An 18,070-nucleotide genomic window follows, 5' to 3' on the forward strand; every position below is an offset into this window, starting at 1 on the left:
GCGTGGGTCAATCCTGCGTCAGGATCAGCGCCGTGGCCTCTTCGGGCTGCTCGGTGATGGCCCAGCAATGCCCGGTGGAGGTGGCCAGGTAAATGCTGCGCGCACCACAGCGCAGCGCGGCGGTTTCACCCCGCATGTCCATCGCGTCCACCACCACCACACGTTGCTCCGGGTGACTGGCGCGCCAACTGGCAGCCGCCTCGCGCACGCTGGCGGCCGAGGCCAACAGCTGCGCGGCGCTGTGTAAATCGTCCTGGGTGATGGCCATCGTCAATCACCCGCGTCTTCTATCAAGGCAAGGCGGCGCGCCTCCACCGTGATCGGCAGCGGGGTGTCGGCGGGCATCTCGGGCAGATCAAACTGCCAGCCGTTGCCCAGGGTCACCACCCCTCCCCACATGCCGGGATTGGCCATGGCCACAATCGGTTCCTCCAGGTCTTTTTTGGCGACATAACCGGTCAACGTGCCTTTGCTGTCTTTGCGGATCATGAGTTTCATGGGTGTGGGTCCTGGTGGGTTTAAAAGGGTTTGGGGGCTTCAGGTCAGCGTCAGTTCGTCCTGCAGCAGCGGGGCCAGCAGGGGTGGCAATTCGCGCAGCACATAGGCCACATCCTCCGGCGTGGTGGTGGCACCCAGCGAGAACCGCACGGCCGCCAGCGCCTCATCGCCCGGCACCCCCATGGCGCGCAGCACATGCGAGGGCTCACTGCCACCCGAGGAACAGGCGGCACCGCTGGAGGCGGCGACATGCAGGCGCTCCAGGCGCTGCAGCACCACATCGACCGACAGGCGGCCAAAACGCAGATAACTGGTGCCGGGCAGGCGCGCTTGGCCCTGGCACCACACCACGGTGCTCGGCAAGGCACCTTGCAGGCCAGCCTCCAGTCTGTCGCGCAGCTCGGCCACCCGCGCCGCCTCGGCCGCCAGATCCCCCAGTAACTCCAGTGCAGCGGCCAGGCCCACAATCCCAGGCAGGTTCTCAGTGCCGCCCCGGCGACCGCGCTCCTGGCTGCCCAGGCTTTGCGGCACCAGCGGCACCCCCTGGCGCAGCAGCAGCGCCCCCACACCCTTGGGGCCACGGAACTTGTGGGCCGACAGCGACACCGCATCAGCCCCACTGCGGGCAAAGTCAAAAGGCAGCTTGCCAATGAACTGGGTGGCATCCAGGTGCAGCAGCGCACCCGCCGCATGTGCCAGATCTACCATCTCGGCCACCGGCATCAACACACCGGTTTCGTTGTTGGCCGCCATCAAGGACACCAGCGCCACATCGGGGCCCAGCATCGCCTTGGCAGCCACCAGATCAAGCTGGCCACTGGGCAGCACAGGGATGAAATCCACCTGCACCCCGTCCGTAGCCAAAGCCTTGGCCAAACGCAGGTGCGCGCTGTGCTCAACACGGCTGAACAACACCCGCTGGCGGCCGGGCGCAGCACCCGTCAGCAGACCACGCACCGCCAGGTGGTTGGATTCGGTGGCGCCGCTGGTGAAGATCACCTCCACCGGCTTGCAGCCCAGCACACGGGCCACGGTGGCACGGGCACTGGCCAGCACCCGTTTGGACTCTTGCCCGGGGCCGTGTTGTGACGAACTGTTGGCCCAGACACCCGTCATCACCGGCAGCATCGCAGCGATGACGCCGGGGGCCAGGGGGGTGGTGGCGTTGTGGTCGAGGTAAATCATGGCAGAAACAGCCGAGGCCTCAGAGCCAGAAGACGCGCTCGGTATCCACACACAGCGCCTCCAGCAAGACCTCCAAGGGCTGGTCTTGCAGCTGCGGCACCCAGGCACTGATCGCATGGTCGCGCGAACTCAGGCTCCAGTGGCCACAAGTCATGGGCATCAGCAAGGCAATGTCGATCACCCCACCCTGCGGGTCCACATGGCGCGAGCAGCAAGGGCTTTGAATCAGAAAACCCTCGCCTTGGGTCGTGACACGCGGGGTGACATACCGGTAGCGCTGGCGCTCACGCAGGGCTCGTTGCAGGCGCAGCTGGATCAGGTCCAGCACCTGGGCCCCGGGCGCCACCTTGACCGCGCTGTCGGTGGTCACACCGGCTCCTCGGTTTCTGGCAGCAGACCCGGCGGGGCCGGTACCAGCTCGATCTCCAGGCAGCCCACCACACAGTCGGCAAACTGCACCAGATACACCGGCTCATTGAGCTCGGGTGCATGGCCAATGTTGACCACCTCACCCACCGTGCCACGCGCAGCCAGCAAGGCATCAGGTTCACGCTCGGGATAACTGCCGTCGTTGACCAGATCGTCCAGCGCAATCACCCGCTGGCCCCAGGCGTAGGCGGGGGCACGCGGTTCCAGACCCGGCAAATTGGATTCAGTCATGGTGTGTCCTCCAGGGGTTGGGCCGAGCCCAGGGTGGCCAATGCGGCGGCTTTGTCGCCCAGTTGCGCCAGCACCTCGGGTGGTAACTTGTCGAGCGTGCAAAGCTCCTTAGCACGCATGCCCACGCGGTGACCAGACTCGATGAAGTCCACCGCGTAGATGTAGTACTGCTGCAAAAAGGTGTTGATGCTGTTCACATATCCGATGTCGCCCTTGTGCACCAGCACGTCACCGATGTCGTAACCCCGGTAGGTGCCGTCGTTGCGCACCACCGAACGCGCGACCACCCGCTCGCCAAAACTGAAACGCGGCGGGTAGGCGGTTTCCAGCTCGTCGTCATCACGGTTGATGTCAGCCATGCTCAACCCCTTCAATGACCCCTACCACCTCACGGCGTGCCTTCACGGCCGCGCGAACCTCCTCATCCGGGTCGTCCTGCAGCTGCTGTAATAGCGCGGGATCGGCGCGCTGGGCGACCTCCCAGCGCACGCGCCAGTCGGTGTCGTGCACCAGTTGAAACAATAGCGGCACCGGCAGACGCTCAGCCACCACACGGCGCACCTCGGGCTCGGCATCGTCAACCAAACGCAGCAGGGCTGGCATGGCCAGGCGCTGCGCCACACACAGGCGCACCGAGCGATCGGGGTCATGAACCATGGTTGGCAAAATCGCCAGCGGCAGCCGCTGTGCCACCCGCTCACGCACACCGTAGTCGGGGTCATGGCGCAAACGCGCCAGTTCAGCCGCGGGCAGCCGATGCGCGACCCGGATGCGTACCTCGCGGTGCGGGTCATCGGCCAGCCGCGCCAGCTGGGTCAATGGCAGGCGCATCGCCACCTGCATGCGCACGGTTTCATCGGGGTCATCCACCAGACCACCCAGCCGGAAGACGCTGACATAACGCGCAGCAATCGCCCGCACCTCGAAATAGGGGTGCGCCAGCTGCCCATCGGCCAGCTCAGGATGCCAACGGAAAAAACGGTCAATACGCCGTGCATACACATCCTGCATACAGGCGTGACCCGGTGCACAACCCTGCCGGTGTGGCAAAGGCCGCAGCGACACAAACTCACACGCGGCACAGTGGATCGGCCCACCCTGCCAATCCTGGGGCGAGATGTCGGTGTCGGACAGGTGTGCGCTGTCTGCGGCCTCGGTGTGGGGGGTGGGGCTCAGCAGCAAGCTCATGGGGTGGCACTCCCCCAGCCACGCAGCGGGTAGTCGGCTGGTGCATCCACCGGTGTGCCGTGTTCATGGCGGCTCAACACATGCCACAACAAGGCCGCACCCACATGGTCTTGCGGGTCCAGGCGGCGCAACTCACCCAGCATCAGCCGGGCCTCGTCCAGCTCACCCAGGCGCAGGTTGAGGTAGGCCAGTCCCTTGAGGGTGAACAGGTAAAAACGCACGGCAGCGTTGTGCCGAGTGGCCTCGTCACCGGGTGGCACATCGCCAAAGTCTGGCCCCAGCGCGGTGCGCGCAATGGCCAAGGCATTCTCGCCCATGCCCTTTGCCTGATTGATCTGATGACTATAAAAATAGTAGCGATACAAAGCAATCACCGGGGCCGGGTGGCGGGGCGCGGCGACACGCGCCTGCTCCAGCAGGGCCAGGGCCTGTTGTGGCTTGTCGCGGCAACGCCCTGCCTCGGTGATCAGTGCCTCGACCTGCGGGCTCAGGCCGCCACCAATGACCCCGTCGGCAAAAACCGCCAGGTCATTGGCAAACTGCAGGCGGTCCGCAGGCATGGTGTGGGGGCCGCCGTCAGGACGGCAGCACAGGCGCCACCACCGGGCGACCCCGGCCAATCGCGCTGATGTTGATGTGTGTCACACCCGCCTGAGGGGCGCCCGCGCTGCTGCAGGCGCAGGCCTCCTTGTTGGGGTCGGTGAAACTCAATCCCGACTCGGTGGCGGTCTCGACAAAGTCCATGGTCAGGCCATTGAGCAACAAACGACTCTCAGCCGCCAGAAACAGGCGCACACCGCCCACCTCACACAGCTGCTCGTCGGCAGCGGGCGCCAGCTGGGCGCTGAAGTCGCTGGAGTAGCCGGAGCAGCCACCCGGCATGACCGCCAGCCGCAGGCCTGCGCCTGCGCCCAGGCCAGAAAAGCGCACAACACGGTTGATGAATTTGGCTGCAGCAGGGGTGACGGTGAGGTTGGGCAACATGGCGGGGTGCTTTCAGAAAAATGGCGTCAGACTTCGGTGATGCAGTCGTCCACCGGACAGATGGCCACACACTGCGGGTCGTCAAAGTGGCTTTCGCAGTCGTTGCACTTCTTGGGGTCAATCGCGTAGATGCCGCTCTTGACGCGGATGGCGGCGTTCGGGCACACCGGCTCGCAGGCGTCACACGAGGTGCAGATGTCGGTGTTGATCTTGTGGGTCATGGCTAATCTCCTGTCGGGTTGGCTAATGAAAAAAGGGTCAGGCGGCCAATGCGGTGTAGGCGCCCTGGCGGATGGCGGCGTCACCACGGTGCTGGTGCAACACGGCGCCACTGGCCACGCGGGCGCGGTAGTCGTTGAACCAGTCGAGCGCGGCTTTTTCGATGAATTCACCGACATAAGCGTCCACCGGCTCGACCCCGGCCAACATCAGCTCGTCACGCGGGCAGGCGCCGATCTTGGCCACCAGCACCGCGTGGCAGTCGTTGATGGCGCGCACCACCGAAGGCAGTTGCTCGTCGTCACCGGCGCCGCCCTGGCAGTACTGGTCCACCCGCCGGTGACCCACAAAATGGGCCTTGGCGGCTGAGACCTCATAGACCTGGAACTCGGTCACATGACCAAAATGTTCGTTGACACGCCCGCCGCCCTTGGTGGCCACAGCCACCAGCACGGTAAGGTCCTGCGCGGCCTGCAGCGCACTAGACGCCGCCAGGGCCTGCTGTTTGGCGGCCTGCTGGGCGCTGCGCTCCTGCTCCACCTTGTCCTGGTAGGCCTTGCGTTTTTCGAGGTCGTAGACCACCTCCATCGCATCAAGCTTGTCTAGGGTGAACTCGTCGCTGCGGTCTTCACCGAGCAGGCCCACCGCGTCGGCGCGGCACTGGCGGCAGTGGCGCATCAGGTTGGCGCCGCCCATGCAGGCATCCTGCACCGCTTTGAGTTCCTGGGCGCTGGGGCCGCGCTGGCCGGTCAGGCCAAACACGGTGCCGTGTTCGGGCTCGGAGATCAGCGGCATGATGTTGTGCAGGAACGCACCGCGTTTTTTCACCTCGCGGTTCACATCCATCAGGTGCTGGTCATTGATGCCGGGGATCAGCACCGAGTTGACCTTGGTGAGCACACCACGTGCGGTGAGCATCTCCAGGCCCAGCATCTGGCGCTGGTGCAACACGGTAGCGGCCTCGATACCGGTCAGCCGTTTGTGGTTCCAGAAAATCCAAGGGTAGATCTTGGCGCCGATCTCGGGGTCCACCATGTTGATGGTGATCGTCACGTGGTCAATGTTGTGCTGGCAGATCTCGTCCACCAGGTCGGGCAACGCCAGCCCGTTGGTCGAGAGACACAGCTTGATGTCGGGTGCCCTCGCTGTGAGCATGCGCATGGTGTCAAAGGTCTTCTTCGGATTGGCCAGCGCGTCGCCAGGGCCGGCAATACCGAGCACCGTCATCTGCGGGATGGCGCTGGCCACAGCCACCACCTTCTTCACAGCCTGCTCGGGCGTGAGCTTTTGCGACACCACACCCGGGCGCGACTCGTTGCTGCAGTCGTACTTGCGGTTGCAGTAATTGCACTGGATGTTGCAGGCTGGCGCCACCGCCACATGCATGCGAGCAAAGTGGTGGTGGGCTTCCTCGGAGTAACAGGGGTGGTTCTTGACCTTGTCCCAGACCTCGGCCGGCATGTCCTGCGGACCGTCGGACGAACCGCAACTGGCCTTGCCCTCACCCCCGGTGGTACTGCAGCCACCACCGTTTGAGGCCAGTTCGAGCTTGATCTTCAGAGGTTTGAGCTGACCCATGCTGACATAGGTCGTGCCGGGTTGGTTACCGGTGAGCGCGCTTGTTGGCATGGAAACCCTTCATGCGGTCGACCGTGACCGCTTTGGGCTTGATTAGCGATATCCATGCCACGCCAAAACACCGGGTTTTGGCTGGATTTTGTCGGTTGTGACACACCCGACCCGGCGCGGCCAGAGCTACTTTGCGGGCGGCTTGTCAGTGATGCGACAAAGCTGACACAGCGCCGGACAGGGGTTCAGGCCTTGGTATGGAGGAAGCTGACGAACTCGCGGTCAGCGGACAGGATGTGGCGGGCCACCACTTCCTGGGTCAGGTACACAAACAGGTCGCCGATCAACAAGTGGCCACTCTTGAACTGCGCCACCAGCGTGTGCCCTTGGGCCAGCAGCTCACGGTGCAGTTTGGCGTGCTCAGCCGCAGCGGGATAAGCAGACTGGAACAACAGCACTTCTTCTTCCAGAAAATGCTCCCCGATGTCGGCCACAAAAGCATCCATCCGGTCGGCCAGACTGGCTGCGTTCTGCCCGGACAGGATCAGCCCCAGGATGTCGTTCGCCTCGGCAAACAGTTTGCGGTGGTGTGTGTCCATGACCGCGTAGCCACTCTCATAACTGGCATGCCAGACCAGCTGCACCAGCTTGCCGGGTGCCGACGCCGTGTGTTTGCCCGTCTGCGCCAACCGCACCCGGTTGCGGCCTTCCTGTTTGGCAATGTAGAGCGCGGCGTCGGCCGCACTGAGCAGGCCGGACGCGTCCGCGTAATGCGCGTCCGCCATGGCCGCCACCCCCAAGCTCACGGTCAGCCGCCCCAAAGGCGACTTGGCGTGGGGCAGGTTCAGCCGCTCAACCGATTGGCGCACCGCCTCGGCCAGACGCAGGCCGTCCTGGGCCTGGGTGTTGGGCAGGATCAGCAGGAACTCTTCGCCACCATAACGCGCCGCCAAATCTCCCGCGCGGCGCATGCCGGACTGGATCACCTCCGCAATCTGGCGCAGGCAGGCATCACCGGCCGGGTGGCCATAGTGGTCGTTGTAGAGTTTGAAGTGGTCGATGTCGATCATCACCAAGGCAAACGGCTGACCCGAGCGTTTGAACCGGGCCCACTCCTGGGCCAGCACATGGTTCAGATGGCGGCGATTGGCCAGACCGGTGAGTTCATCCTGGGTGGCCAGCTGGCGGTTCTGGTCGTCGGATCGGTCCTTGGACATCAGCACAAAACCAATCGACAGCAGGACCAGGGTCAGCAACACCCCCAGCAAACTGATGACCTGAACCGGATTGCTACCGGTGGTGTCGAGCATCCCGACCAAGCCGGTGCGCATCACCTCCAGCACCCGAAAACTCAGCAGCGCCATGGCCATCACCAGCCCGGTCATCAGAAAGTACTGGCCACGCCCCGGGGTGTGGCGACGGCTCTGCAACATCAACCCCAAAGCCAAGCCGCCCTGGAACACCGAGATCAAACTGACCACCAGCGACCGGTAGGTGGCGTGCTCAAAAAGAAGCACAAAAGCCACCGTCTCGGCCACCACCGGGCCCCAGATCAGCAGCCGGGGTGCGCGCCGCCGGTAAAACTCAAACAAGCCTTCGGCAAACAAGGCCCAGGCACTGGCCCGCAGCACAATGACCACCAACAAACCAGCAAACTGCCCCAGGTTGCCAACCTGGCTGAGAAACACATAAGACGCAATGTGCACCCCCAGCCCGGCAGCCCAGTACCGCATGCCATCACGCTGGTCCTGATGCGCCACCACAGCCACCGACAAGGCCAGCACGGTACCCGTTAGAACAATGACCAAAAGCAAAGTGTGGATGTCAGCTGTCATGCGCCTATTGTCCCGCAAGGCTGCTATGACATTTGAAGTCCATCACGTGTTGCCGGAATCTGGTGAAGCAGGAGGTTTTCGGGCCTGGATGGTTTGTTTTATGGGATCGATCCCGCCTTGTGTGCGCTTCGTGACGCTCTGGCTTGGAAAACCGGGACAAGCTCAGATGGTTTGACCATTGTGGGTGGCAGGAGATGGGTAGGGGTTGGAACTCGATACAAGGAATCCAAAGGCAAGAAGAGGCAGACGACCGAGATGCAGCGCTTGCGGGCGTTCAAGCACGCGGTCCAGCGGGCTATAGTTTCCAGTTCTATACAACCTTAAATGTCCTTTTCTCGATCACAAACTATGCTCTCTGACTTTCGTTTGAACACGACTCGCCTTGCGATTCGCCCGGTGACTCCGGCAGATCGCGACGATCTGGTGTCGTTAGAAGCGAGTCCAGAAGTAATGCAGTACCTCAACGGTGGGCGCCCGGTGCCTGAAGAGGGCCTAGCGGACAGCGATTTTCTGACGCCCCGAGGAACCGAAGCAGGGGTTCTCGCCGCACATGAAAGTGCAACAGGGCGGTTTGTTGGCTGGTTTGGTTTCTTTGACGAAGGTGTCCACAAAGGTCTGCGTACTGCTGAGCTCGGTTATCGCCTGTCTCTCTGGGCTTGGGGTCAGGGCTATGCGACGGAAGGAACCAAGGCCTTGATCGCTGCTGCCTTCGATCAATGGGGCTTCGATTGTGTACGGGCTCAGACGATGACGGTCAATTTAGGGTCGCGCCGGGTCTTGGAGAAAGCAGGTTTTCACCTCGTGGATACGGTGTTTCCTGACTTTCCAGACCCTGTACCAGGACAAGAGCAGGGCGAGGTGATCTATGAGATCCGGCGAGGAACAGTGGCCACGACGGAGTTGTAGCGGGCTACTCACGACCCCGCGCGCTCATACGGTCCTGAGCGCGTTCCTTGACACTTCGGGTTAACTGGTTGCCTGTCTCGGACACACAGCAACAGATTGCCTCTTCACGGCGCTTGCTTCGTGCAAGACAGACTGTGCCAACGTCAACCCTGCGTATTTAGTTACCGGGATAGAGCGTCGCCTCCGACCGCTAACAGCATCAAGCTGACTTGTCTCCACCTTCGCAGCATCCAGATGTGTTGAAGGCGGGTGGTGGGGTTGCCGGGCGCAGAACCCATTCGCGTGATGACGCAGACAGCACACCAACACGGGTGGCGACACCCGAACAAGCAGCCCACCCATGCCGTCGCCCGCGAGGGGGCCGGAGAACGGTAACCCCGCCGCCCGCCTGGCGCCACGCTAACCCAGCAGGCAAAAGCCAAAGATACTTCGTAATCAATAGCTACAAGCCCTTAATCCAAAAGGGTTTCAGGCCACTTTTAATGTCTAAGCTGCGCAGTAGCCTCTCACACTTTCGAGTCCAAACAACGGGCGTTCACCCAGCAGGGTGCCCATCACATTCAAGCGAAGCACCGCCTGAAACAAATGACAAGCTGCCCGCTGCCTGACCCCGGCGCGACTTGACCTAACGCAAACACCGGACAGAGTGAACCCCCCATACTCTCTAGGGTTTACCCTATTCTCACCGCGTCACTTTTGACAACGCCGGATGCGGCAGTTCGACTCACAAAGCCGTTGCTGATTCGTCCGGACAGATGGAAGCTGCCATGGATCAACTACCGGTTTTCCTTCACGCCCTGCTCGACCAGACCGGGGTGATCCATTTCTCCCTGGGTAATCTGGTCATGATCCTGGTCGGTGCGACCATGATCTATCTGGCGATCACCAAACACTACGAACCCTTGCTGCTGATCGGCATCGGTTTCTCGTGCATCGTCGCCAACGTGCCCGGCCCGCCGGACGATGTGCCGGGCGGACAGGCGATCTCAGCACTGCTGTACGTGGTGAAAGAAGGCGGCCTGTTCCACTACGCCTACGAAGGTGTGGCCAAGCTGATCATTCCGCCGCTAATCTTTCTGGGCGTGGGTGCCATGACCGACTTCGGCCCGATGATCGCCAACCCCAAGCTGGTGATTCTGGGTGCGGGTGCCCACCTGGGCATTTTTGTGGCGCTGATTCTGGCAAAGCTGTTGGGCTTCAGCCTGGCCGAGGCCGGTGCCATTGGCATCATCGGTGGTGCCGATGGCCCGATGGCGATTTTTGTCACCATGAAACTGGCGCCCCATCTGCTCGGGCCGGTGTCGGTGGCGGCGTATTCCTACATGGCGCTGATGCCGATGATCCAGCCACCCGTGATGCGCCTGCTCACCACCAAGGCCGAGCGCCAAATCAGCATGGCCGATCTGCGCAAGGTCACCAAACTCGAAAAGATCGCCTTCCCGGTGGTCATTGCCATTGTGGTCAACCTGTTCTTCCCGCCGGTGGCGCCCCTGATCACCATGCTGATGTTTGGCAACCTGCTCAAAGAAGTGGGTGTGACCGAGCGCCTGGCCAAAACCGCGGCCGGTGGCCTGATGAACGTCATCATCTTGATCCTGACGGTGGCCATTGGCTCGACCATGGCCGCCGACAAATTCCTGACCTGGCAGACGCTGCAGATCGTGGGTCTGGGCCTGGTGGCCTTCATGTTTGGCACCGGTTCGGGCGTGGTCACGGCCAAGATCATGAACCTGTTCCTCAAGGTCAAGATCAACCCGCTGATCGGCTCGGCCGGCATCGCCTCGGTGCCAATTGCGGCGCGGGTCTCACACATCGTGGCGCATGAGGAAAACCCGAAGAACTTCCTGATCTACCACGCCATGGGCCCGAACCTGGCGGGGGTGTTTGGCACCGCGATCTCGGGCGGCATCATGCTGGCGCTGATTGGCGTGGTTTAAGGAGCATCCCTCATGACGACCGCCCTGATCCCCGACACGCTGCAAGGCGCCCTGATCCTCAGTTTGATCGACTTTTTGCTGAGTTTTGTGATCATTTCATTCATCGGGCTGCTGCTCACCGGCTTTCCGCTGCTCAACCGCGTCGCTGCCTGGCTGGACACACGCCGCAAGCTTGACAAGGTCAAAGTCACCACGCCCCAAGCGCCAGCCCCATCGGTGACGAGCCAAGACACGCCGGAGGAAGACATCGCCGCCATCATGGCAGCCGTGGCCGCCGTGATCAAAGGTGAGCACCATATCTTGCATATCGGACCCACGCAGCATGGTGCCAACTGGGTCGCAGCAGGCCGTCAGGCGCAACACGGATCACACCAGCCACCACGCGTACCCGGACGGTGAGTCCAGCCTGCGGTGGGGCCCTGTCCGCCTGGCGCCACGCAAAGCCAAGCGTTCAAAAACTACGTAAAAAATAGCTGCCAGCCCTTATTCAAAAAGGGCTAGAGGCCAATTCTGCTTATAAAACAGCCTTGAGCCCAAGCCTCAGAACTTGCGCACCTCGATGCCGTTTTTCTGCAAGGCATACCCCATCTGGCGGGGTGAGATTTTCAGCAGCCGGGCTGCCTTGGCCTGGACCCAGCCGCAGCGCTCCATGGCCCAGATCAGGCGCTCGCGTTCACCCTCGGGTTTGCCGTCGTTGTCGGGCGCTGCGGCAGGTGCCGGGCTGCTGGCGCTGGCCACATCTTCGGCAGGGGCGCTGTCTGGAGCAGTAGCGGCCGGTGCGGGTGGCACGGCGCGGGCGGGCACCGGACCTTCCACCACCGGGATCTCACTGATGCGCTGCGGGGTGACGGCGTCCAGCCGCTCGATGTGGTGCAGTACCTGGGTCAGGCAGCCGTTGCCCTGGCATGGGAAGGCCAGGTTGGTGATGGCATCGTCGTGCGCCATGGTGGCGGTGCGCTCCACACAGTTCTCCAGCTCGCGCACATTGCCGGGCCAGTAACAGCTGGTGAGCACGCGCATGGCGGCCGGGCTGAACTGGGTGTTGCGACCGTTTTCCTTGTTGAAGCGGTCCAGAAACAGCTTGGCCATGGCGGGAATGTCTTCGCGGCGCTCACGCAGCGGCGGCAGCTGGATGCTGACCACATTGATGCGGTAGTACAGGTCAGCGCGGAACTCACCGGCCTGCACCATGCGCTCGAGGTTGCGGTTGGTGGCCAGGATCAGCCGCACATCGACCTTGACACTGGTGGAGCCCCCCACGCGCTCAAACTCGCGCTCCTGCAGCACCCGCAGCAGCTTGGCCTGGAAGGACGGCGAGATGTCACCAATCTCGTCCAGAAATAACGTGCCGCCGTGTGACATCTCAAAACGCCCCTTGCGCTGGCCCTGGGCACCGGTGAACGAGCCTTTTTCGTGGCCAAACAGCTCACTCTCGAGCAGCGACTCGGTCAGCGCGGCGCAGTTCACACGTACAAAGGCTTCACGTTTGCGGGGCGACAGGTTGTGCAGGGCGCGGGCAATCACCTCCTTGCCGGTGCCGCTTTCACCGCGCAGCAGCACCGTGGTGCGTGATGGCGCCACCTGGTGCACCTGCTCAAACACCTGCTGCATCGGTTTGGACAGGCCCACCACCTGGTCGATCTGGTGCAGCGGCTTGAGCTCCTTGCTCATGCGGCGCACCTCGTCCTGCAGGGAGTCGTGGGCCGCCGCGACACTGCGGTGCAGCAGCAGCGCCTGGCCCATCAGGGTGGCCACCATCTTGAGCAGGCGCAGGTCGTTGGAGAAGCTGCGCTGCTCGCCCGGGTTCAGGCAGTCAATGGCCAGCACACCAAAGGTGCGCCGGTCGGCGCTGATGGGGGTCACCAGCATCGCAATCGGGATGTCAGGGGTCTGATCGGCGCCACCGGTGCGGTTCAGGAACAGCGGCTCGGTACGCACATTGGGTACCACCACCTGGATGCCGTTGGCATACACCCGCCCGACAATGCCTTCGCCTGACTGAAAGTGCAGGCGCTGCTGCTCCTCACGGGTCAAGCCCACGGCGCACAAACCGTGCAAGCCACCTTCGGTTTCGCCCAGCACCACAAAGGCACGCCGCCAGTCGTAAGCGTGCATCAGGTAATTGAGCGCCTCGCGAAAGGTCTTGGCCACGTCCAGCGACATCGCCAATGTCTTGCTGACTTCATAGATCGCATTCAGCTCGCGCTGAGAGTCATTTGTCTGTGTGTTCACCATATGAAACTCCGTGTGACGCAATGCGGTACCTCTGCACAGGCCCTGGCACCAGTTCAAGCAATAAACGCACCAGCAACAGGGTTTTGCCAGCCGGTTGCGCGGTGATGGCGAGCGTTCACGACAAACATGACAAGGCCGCCGACATTGACTGGCGCCAACTGACAAAAACAACAAACCCACAGGCCCAAAGTGCCTGCCAGGCGCCCATTTGGCGTGGCACCGAAATTGCGGACGGGGGCTGTCACCCCTTTTTTGGAGCAGCCCATGTCAGAGTCCCGCCAAGCCAAGCCCGCCACCCGCTCGGCCCAGCCTGTGTACCTGGACTACGCGGCCACCACCCCGGTGGATCGGCGTGTGGCGGCCAAGATGGTGCCGTACTTGACCGAAATTTATGGCAACCCGGCCAGCCGTTCCCACGCCTATGGCTGGGCAGCCGACGAGGCGGTGGAGCTGGCACGCGAACAGGTGTGTGCGCTGATCAATGCCGACCCGCGCGAAATCGCCTGGACCTCGGGCGCCACCGAGTCGAACAACCTGGCGATCAAAGGCGCGGCCCATTTCCACAAAAGCAAAGGCAAACACCTGGTCACCGTGGCCACCGAACACAAGGCGGTGCTCGACAGCATGCGCGAGCTGGAGCGTGAAGGTTTTGAGGTGACGGTGCTGCCGGTGTTGCCCAGCGGCTTGTTGGACCACGCGGTGTTTGAGGCGGCACTGCGCCCCGATACGGTGCTGGCCAGCGTGATGTATGTCAATAACGAGACCGGGGTGATCCAGGATGTGGCCGCTCTTGGTGCAATCTGCCGCGCCAAAGGTGTGTTATTCCATGTGGATGCGGCGCAGGCCGCAGGCAAGGTGCCGATTGATCTGGCGCAGCAGCCCATCGATCTGATGTCGCTCTCAGCCCACAAAATCTATGGCCCCAAGGGCATTGGTGCGCTGTATGTGCGGCGCAAACCCCGAGTGCGTATTGACGCCCAGATGCATGGTGGTGGCCACGAACGCGGCCTGCGCTCGGGCACGCTGCCCACCCACCAGATTGTGGGCATGGGTGAGGCTTTCTGGCTGGCGCGCGAGACCATGGCTGCTGACAACGCCCGCATCAAAACCCTGCGCGACCGCCTGTGGGCCGGTTGCCAGAAGCTTGAGGCCGTGGCCCTCAACGGCGACGAAACCCAGCGTGCGGTGCAGTACCTCAATGTGAGCTTCAACTATGTCGAGGGTGAATCCCTGCTGATGGGCATCAAGGGGGTGGCGGTGTCGTCCGGCTCGGCCTGCACCTCGGCCAGCCTGGAGCCCAGTTATGTGTTGCGCGCCATGGGCCGCAGTGACGAGCTGGCCCACAGCTCGGTGCGGTTTTCGATTGGCCGTTTCACAACCGAGCAGGACATCGACTACGCCATTGAGCAGGTGACCCAAGTGGTGACCCGGCTGCGCGCCATGAGCCCGCTGTGGGACATGGTGCAAGCGGGTGTTGATCTGAACTCTATTCAATGGTCAGCGCATTAATGAACACCCCCCTCAACGGACAACAGGAGAACACACATGGCCTACAGCGACAAGGTGGTGGACCACTACGAAAACCCGCGCAACGTCGGCTCGTTCGAGGCGGACGACGAGAACGTGGGCACCGGCATGGTGGGTGCTCCCGCCTGTGGTGATGTGATGCGCCTGCAGATCCGGGTCAACGCCCAGGGCGTGATCGAAGACGCCAAGTTCAAGACCTATGGTTGCGGCTCGGCCATTGCATCCAGTTCCCTGGTGACCGAATGGGTGCGCGGGCGCACGCTGGACGAAGCGCTGGCCATCAAGAACTCGGACATCTCCGAAGAGCTGGCGCTCCCCCCCGTCAAGATCCACTGCTCGATCCTCGCCGAAGACGCGATCAAGGCGGCGGTGGCGGACTTTCGCGCCCGGCACCCGGCGGGTGCGGCCACCCTGGTGTCAGAGCAGATTGCGTGTGCATCAAGCACCCGCTGAACCCTTGCCCACTTTAACTTTTGTAGCAAAGGACTCACTATGCAAGCGGCCTTACTCACTGAAAGCCCCGTGTCTGTGGGCGACATGCCCAGCCTGCTCGAATTCACACCCGCAGCGGCGGCCAAGGTGGCGGAGCTGGTTCTGGAAGAGGGCAACCCCGAACTCAAGCTACGCCTGTACGTCACCGGTGGCGGCTGTTCGGGCTTTTCCTACGGGTTTGCTTTTGACGACACCGTGGCCGCGGACGACACCCTGACCGTCACCGAAGGGGTCACGCTGGTGGTGGACGCGATGAGCCTGCAGTATGTGATGGGTGCGCGGGTCGACTTTGAGGAGGGCCTTGAAGGCTCACGTTTCATCATCCACAACCCGAACGCCCAGACCACCTGTGGCTGTGGCAGTTCGTTTTCGGTCTGAGAGGTTTGCCATGAGTGTGTCCCTCACCCCCGCAGCGGCCAGGCATGTGCAGAAGTCGCTGTCCAAGCGAGGCAGTGGTTTGGGTCTGCGCCTGGCCGTCAAAACCAGCGGCTGCAACGGCTTTGCCTACGGGCTGGAATTTGTCGACGCCACCAACCCCGATGACACCTGTTTTGAGCACCATGGCGTCAAAGTCATTGTGGACCCGCGCAGCCTGAGCATGCTCGACGGCACCGAACTCGACTTTGTGCGCGAAGGCCTCAACGAAGGCTTCAAGTTCAACAACCCCAACGCCAAGGCCAACTGCGGTTGCGGTGAGAGTTTCACGGTATGACGTCCCCCCCCGTTGCTTGCTCGCTGCGCGTATGCGCTGGGGGACGCAGTCGCAGCCTGCGTCACTGCAGGCACGTCCAAACCTGCGCAGGCAGGTTTGGAGCCGCGGCCTTCAGCCCCCTCAATGGCGCAACACCAGTGGTCTGGCAAAGCCAGTCCCGCGGTGTTTCTGGCTTGGGCCTGCTGCTGCCTCCACTGGCAGTGGTCGTCGGCTCGGTCTAACGGAGAAGTCATGGCCTTGTTGCAAATTGCCGAACCCGGTCAAAGCGCCGCGCCACACAAGCATCGGCTGGCGGCGGGCATTGATTTGGGCACCACCAACTCGTTGATTGCCACGGTGCAAAGTGCCCAGGCGCGGGCGCTGCCTGATGAAGACGGTGCGCTGCTGTTGCCATCGGTGGTGCGCTACCTGCCGGGCAATGGCATTGTGGTGGGGCGCGAGGCACAGGACGCCCAAGCGGACGACCCCGAGAACACGATTGTGTCGGTCAAGCGTTTCATGGGCCGCAGCCTGGCGGACGTGACCCAAGCCGCTGGCCTGCCCTACCGTTTTACCGACGGACCAGGCATGGTGGGCATCCACACCGTCAGCGGCGAACGCTCGCCGGTGCAGGTGTCGGCAGAAATTTTGACGGCTTTGCGTGAACGCGCCGAAGTGTCGCTGGGTGGGCCGCTGGCCGGGGTGGTGATCACCGTTCCGGCTTACTTTGACGACGCACAACGCCAGGGCACCAAAGACGCGGCCAAACTGGCCGGGTTGAATGTGCTGCGCCTGCTCAACGAACCGACTGCAGCCGCCATTGCCTACGGGCTGGACAAAGCGGCCGAAGGCACCTTTGCGATTTACGACCTGGGTGGCGGCACCTTCGATATCTCTATCTTGCACCTGAGCAAAGGCGTGTTTGAGGTGCTGGCCACCGGTGGCGACTCCGCCTTGGGGGGGGACGACTTTGACCACGCCATTGCCGAGTGGTTTTGTACCCAGCATGGCATCGCTGGCCTGGCCGCCTTGCCACCCGGCGCGCAGCGTGGCCTGCTGGCGGCGTCGCGCCAGGCCAAAGAGGCACTGTCACAACACGAGTCAGCAGTTTTGGCGCTGACCGGTGCCGACGGCAGCACGCAACAGGCTATCCTGTCCCGCAGCCAGTTTGCCGAGTTGGGCACCCCGCTGGTCAACCGCACCCTGGCTGCCACCCGGCGCGCCCTGCGCGACGCCAAACTGGGCATCGATGACATCAACGGTGTGGTGCTGGTGGGCGGCTCCACGCGCATGCTGCTGGCGCGTGCGGCGGTGAGTGATTTCTTCCAACGCGAGCCGCTGGTCGACATCGACCCCGACCAAGTGGTGGCGATTGGCGCCGCGCTGCAGGCCAATGTGTTGGTGGGCAACGGCAGTGGTGACGACTGGCTGCTGCTCGATGTGTGCCCGCTGTCCTTGGGGCTGGAGACCATGGGCGGCTTGGTTGAAAAAATCATCCCGCGCAACTCCACCCTGCCGGTGGCGCGTGCGCAGGAGTTCACCACCTTCAAAGACGGCCAGACGGCGATGTCATTGCACGTGGTGCAGGGTGAGCGTGAATCGGTGTCGCACTGCCGCTCGCTGGCACGCTTTGAGTTGCGTGGCATCCCGCCAGCGGTGGCGGGCTCGGTGCACATCCGCGTGACCTTTCAGATTGATGCCGACGGGCTGCTGTCGGTGAGCGCGCGTGAACGCATTAGCGGCATCGAGGCGCACATCGAGGTCAAACCCACCTACGGCCTAGCCGACACCCAGATCTCGGCCATGCTGCAGGACGCCATCAGCGCCAGCCAGGAAGACATGCAGTTGCGATCACTGCGCGAGGCGCAGGTGGACGCCCGGCGCCTGCTCGACGCCACCGAAGCCGCACTGCACGCCGACGCCGCACTGCTGTCTGCACCGGAAATCCAGGCCATTCACCTGGCCATGTACCGGGTGGGCGAGATGCTGGAAACCGAGGCGCCGCTGGCTGACCTGCGCCGTGCCACCAGTGCGCTGAGTTCAGCCACCGATGAATTTGCCGCCCGGCGTATGAACGCGTCGATCAGCCAAGCGCTGGCCGGACAAAGCATGGACAGCCTGGCCTGAACCCCAGCCGCCCGCCA

Annotated in this window: 21 protein-coding genes; 8 read left to right on the plus strand and 13 right to left on the minus strand. The window is 62.9% G+C overall.

The window, feature by feature from the left end; genetic code table 11:
* Window positions 1–7: 7 nt before the first annotated feature.
* From KKO72_RS06475 to KKO72_RS06530, 12 genes are all read right to left on the minus strand, one after another.
* Window positions 8–268: a hypothetical protein gene (locus tag KKO72_RS06475; RefSeq protein WP_214936624.1), complete on the minus strand. Its 261-nt coding sequence runs from the start codon at window positions 266–268 to the stop codon at window positions 8–10.
* Between the two features lie 2 nt (window positions 269–270).
* Complete coding sequence (gene nifT / locus KKO72_RS06480) at window positions 271–498, minus strand: putative nitrogen fixation protein NifT (protein ID WP_214936626.1); 228 nt, start codon at window positions 496–498, stop codon at window positions 271–273.
* 39 nt (window positions 499–537) lie between these two features.
* Complete coding sequence (locus KKO72_RS06485; RefSeq protein ID WP_214936629.1) at window positions 538–1,683, minus strand: cysteine desulfurase family protein; 1,146 nt, start codon at window positions 1,681–1,683, stop codon at window positions 538–540.
* 19 nt (window positions 1,684–1,702) lie between these two features.
* A complete protein-coding gene (locus KKO72_RS06490; RefSeq protein ID WP_214936631.1) occupies window positions 1,703–2,053 on the minus strand; it encodes a hypothetical protein in 351 nt (116 codons plus the stop codon).
* A complete protein-coding gene (locus KKO72_RS06495; protein ID WP_078365369.1) occupies window positions 2,050–2,343 on the minus strand; it encodes a nitrogen fixation protein NifZ in 294 nt (97 codons plus the stop codon). Before KKO72_RS06495 ends, KKO72_RS06490 begins: the two co-directional genes overlap by 4 nt.
* Entirely contained in the window at window positions 2,340–2,702 is a 363-nt protein-coding gene (locus KKO72_RS06500; RefSeq protein WP_078365368.1) for a nitrogen fixation protein NifZ, read from the minus strand. Before KKO72_RS06500 ends, KKO72_RS06495 begins: the two co-directional genes overlap by 4 nt.
* Complete coding sequence (locus tag KKO72_RS06505; protein WP_214936633.1) at window positions 2,695–3,531, minus strand: 4Fe4S-binding leucine-rich repeat protein; 837 nt, start codon at window positions 3,529–3,531, stop codon at window positions 2,695–2,697. Before KKO72_RS06505 ends, KKO72_RS06500 begins: the two co-directional genes overlap by 8 nt.
* Entirely contained in the window at window positions 3,528–4,091 is a 564-nt protein-coding gene (locus tag KKO72_RS06510; RefSeq protein WP_214936635.1) for a hypothetical protein, read from the minus strand. The genes KKO72_RS06505 and KKO72_RS06510 overlap by 4 nt, the downstream gene beginning before the upstream one ends.
* Window positions 4,092–4,107: 16 nt before the next feature.
* On the minus strand, window positions 4,108–4,515 hold the full coding sequence (locus KKO72_RS06515) for an iron-sulfur cluster assembly accessory protein (RefSeq protein ID WP_214936637.1): 408 nt from the start codon (window positions 4,513–4,515) through the stop codon (window positions 4,108–4,110).
* A 26-nt stretch (window positions 4,516–4,541) separates the two neighbouring features.
* Complete coding sequence (locus KKO72_RS06520; protein WP_078365364.1) at window positions 4,542–4,736, minus strand: 4Fe-4S dicluster domain-containing protein; 195 nt, start codon at window positions 4,734–4,736, stop codon at window positions 4,542–4,544.
* Window positions 4,737–4,773: 37 nt separating this feature from the next.
* Window positions 4,774–6,312 carry a nitrogenase cofactor biosynthesis protein NifB gene (gene nifB, locus KKO72_RS06525; RefSeq protein ID WP_371736837.1) on the minus strand — a complete coding sequence of 513 codons (1,539 nt, stop codon included), beginning with the start codon at window positions 6,310–6,312 and terminating at the stop codon, window positions 4,774–4,776.
* A gap of 236 nt (window positions 6,313–6,548) precedes the next feature.
* Window positions 6,549–8,138, minus strand: coding sequence for a diguanylate cyclase (locus KKO72_RS06530; RefSeq protein WP_214936641.1), 1,590 nt, complete (start codon window positions 8,136–8,138; stop codon window positions 6,549–6,551).
* Between the two features lie 348 nt (window positions 8,139–8,486).
* Here KKO72_RS06530 and KKO72_RS06535 point away from each other — a divergent pair, with 348 nt between their 5' ends.
* The 3 genes from KKO72_RS06535 to KKO72_RS06545 all read left to right on the plus strand — a co-directional run bounded on the left by KKO72_RS06535 (window position 8,487) and on the right by KKO72_RS06545 (window position 11,380).
* Entirely contained in the window at window positions 8,487–9,044 is a 558-nt protein-coding gene (locus KKO72_RS06535) for a GNAT family N-acetyltransferase (RefSeq protein ID WP_214936643.1), read from the plus strand.
* Window positions 9,045–9,811: 767 nt separating this feature from the next.
* On the plus strand, window positions 9,812–10,981 hold the full coding sequence (locus tag KKO72_RS06540; protein ID WP_214936645.1) for a sodium ion-translocating decarboxylase subunit beta: 1,170 nt from the start codon (window positions 9,812–9,814) through the stop codon (window positions 10,979–10,981).
* Window positions 10,982–10,993: 12 nt separating this feature from the next.
* Window positions 10,994–11,380 (plus strand): OadG family transporter subunit, encoded by a 387-nt coding sequence (locus KKO72_RS06545; RefSeq protein ID WP_214936647.1) that lies wholly within the window; start codon window positions 10,994–10,996, stop codon window positions 11,378–11,380.
* A 141-nt stretch (window positions 11,381–11,521) separates the two neighbouring features.
* On the opposite strand, the gene nifA is transcribed toward KKO72_RS06545, so the two are convergent.
* Window positions 11,522–13,216, minus strand: coding sequence for a nif-specific transcriptional activator NifA (gene nifA / locus KKO72_RS06550; RefSeq protein ID WP_214936649.1), 1,695 nt, complete (start codon window positions 13,214–13,216; stop codon window positions 11,522–11,524).
* Window positions 13,217–13,480: 264 nt separating this feature from the next.
* On the opposite strand from nifA, the gene KKO72_RS06555 reads away from it, so the two are divergent.
* The 5 genes from KKO72_RS06555 to hscA all read left to right on the plus strand — a co-directional run bounded on the left by KKO72_RS06555 (window position 13,481) and on the right by hscA (window position 18,053).
* A complete protein-coding gene (locus KKO72_RS06555; protein ID WP_214936651.1) occupies window positions 13,481–14,725 on the plus strand; it encodes an IscS subfamily cysteine desulfurase in 1,245 nt (414 codons plus the stop codon).
* Between the two features lie 36 nt (window positions 14,726–14,761).
* Complete coding sequence (gene iscU / locus KKO72_RS06560; protein ID WP_214936653.1) at window positions 14,762–15,196, plus strand: Fe-S cluster assembly scaffold IscU; 435 nt, start codon at window positions 14,762–14,764, stop codon at window positions 15,194–15,196.
* A 39-nt stretch (window positions 15,197–15,235) separates the two neighbouring features.
* Window positions 15,236–15,613: an iron-sulfur cluster insertion protein ErpA gene (gene erpA / locus KKO72_RS06565; RefSeq protein WP_180125059.1), complete on the plus strand. Its 378-nt coding sequence runs from the start codon at window positions 15,236–15,238 to the stop codon at window positions 15,611–15,613.
* Window positions 15,614–15,623: 10 nt separating this feature from the next.
* A complete protein-coding gene (gene iscA, locus KKO72_RS06570; protein WP_214936655.1) occupies window positions 15,624–15,947 on the plus strand; it encodes an iron-sulfur cluster assembly protein IscA in 324 nt (107 codons plus the stop codon).
* Window positions 15,948–16,178: 231 nt separating this feature from the next.
* Window positions 16,179–18,053 carry a Fe-S protein assembly chaperone HscA gene (gene hscA / locus KKO72_RS06575; RefSeq protein WP_214936657.1) on the plus strand — a complete coding sequence of 625 codons (1,875 nt, stop codon included), beginning with the start codon at window positions 16,179–16,181 and terminating at the stop codon, window positions 18,051–18,053.
* The last annotated feature ends 17 nt before the right edge of the window (window positions 18,054–18,070 follow it).

The organism is Rhodoferax sp. U11-2br, assembly GCF_018619435.1.
Lineage (GTDB): Bacteria > Pseudomonadota > Gammaproteobacteria > Burkholderiales > Burkholderiaceae_C > Rhodoferax.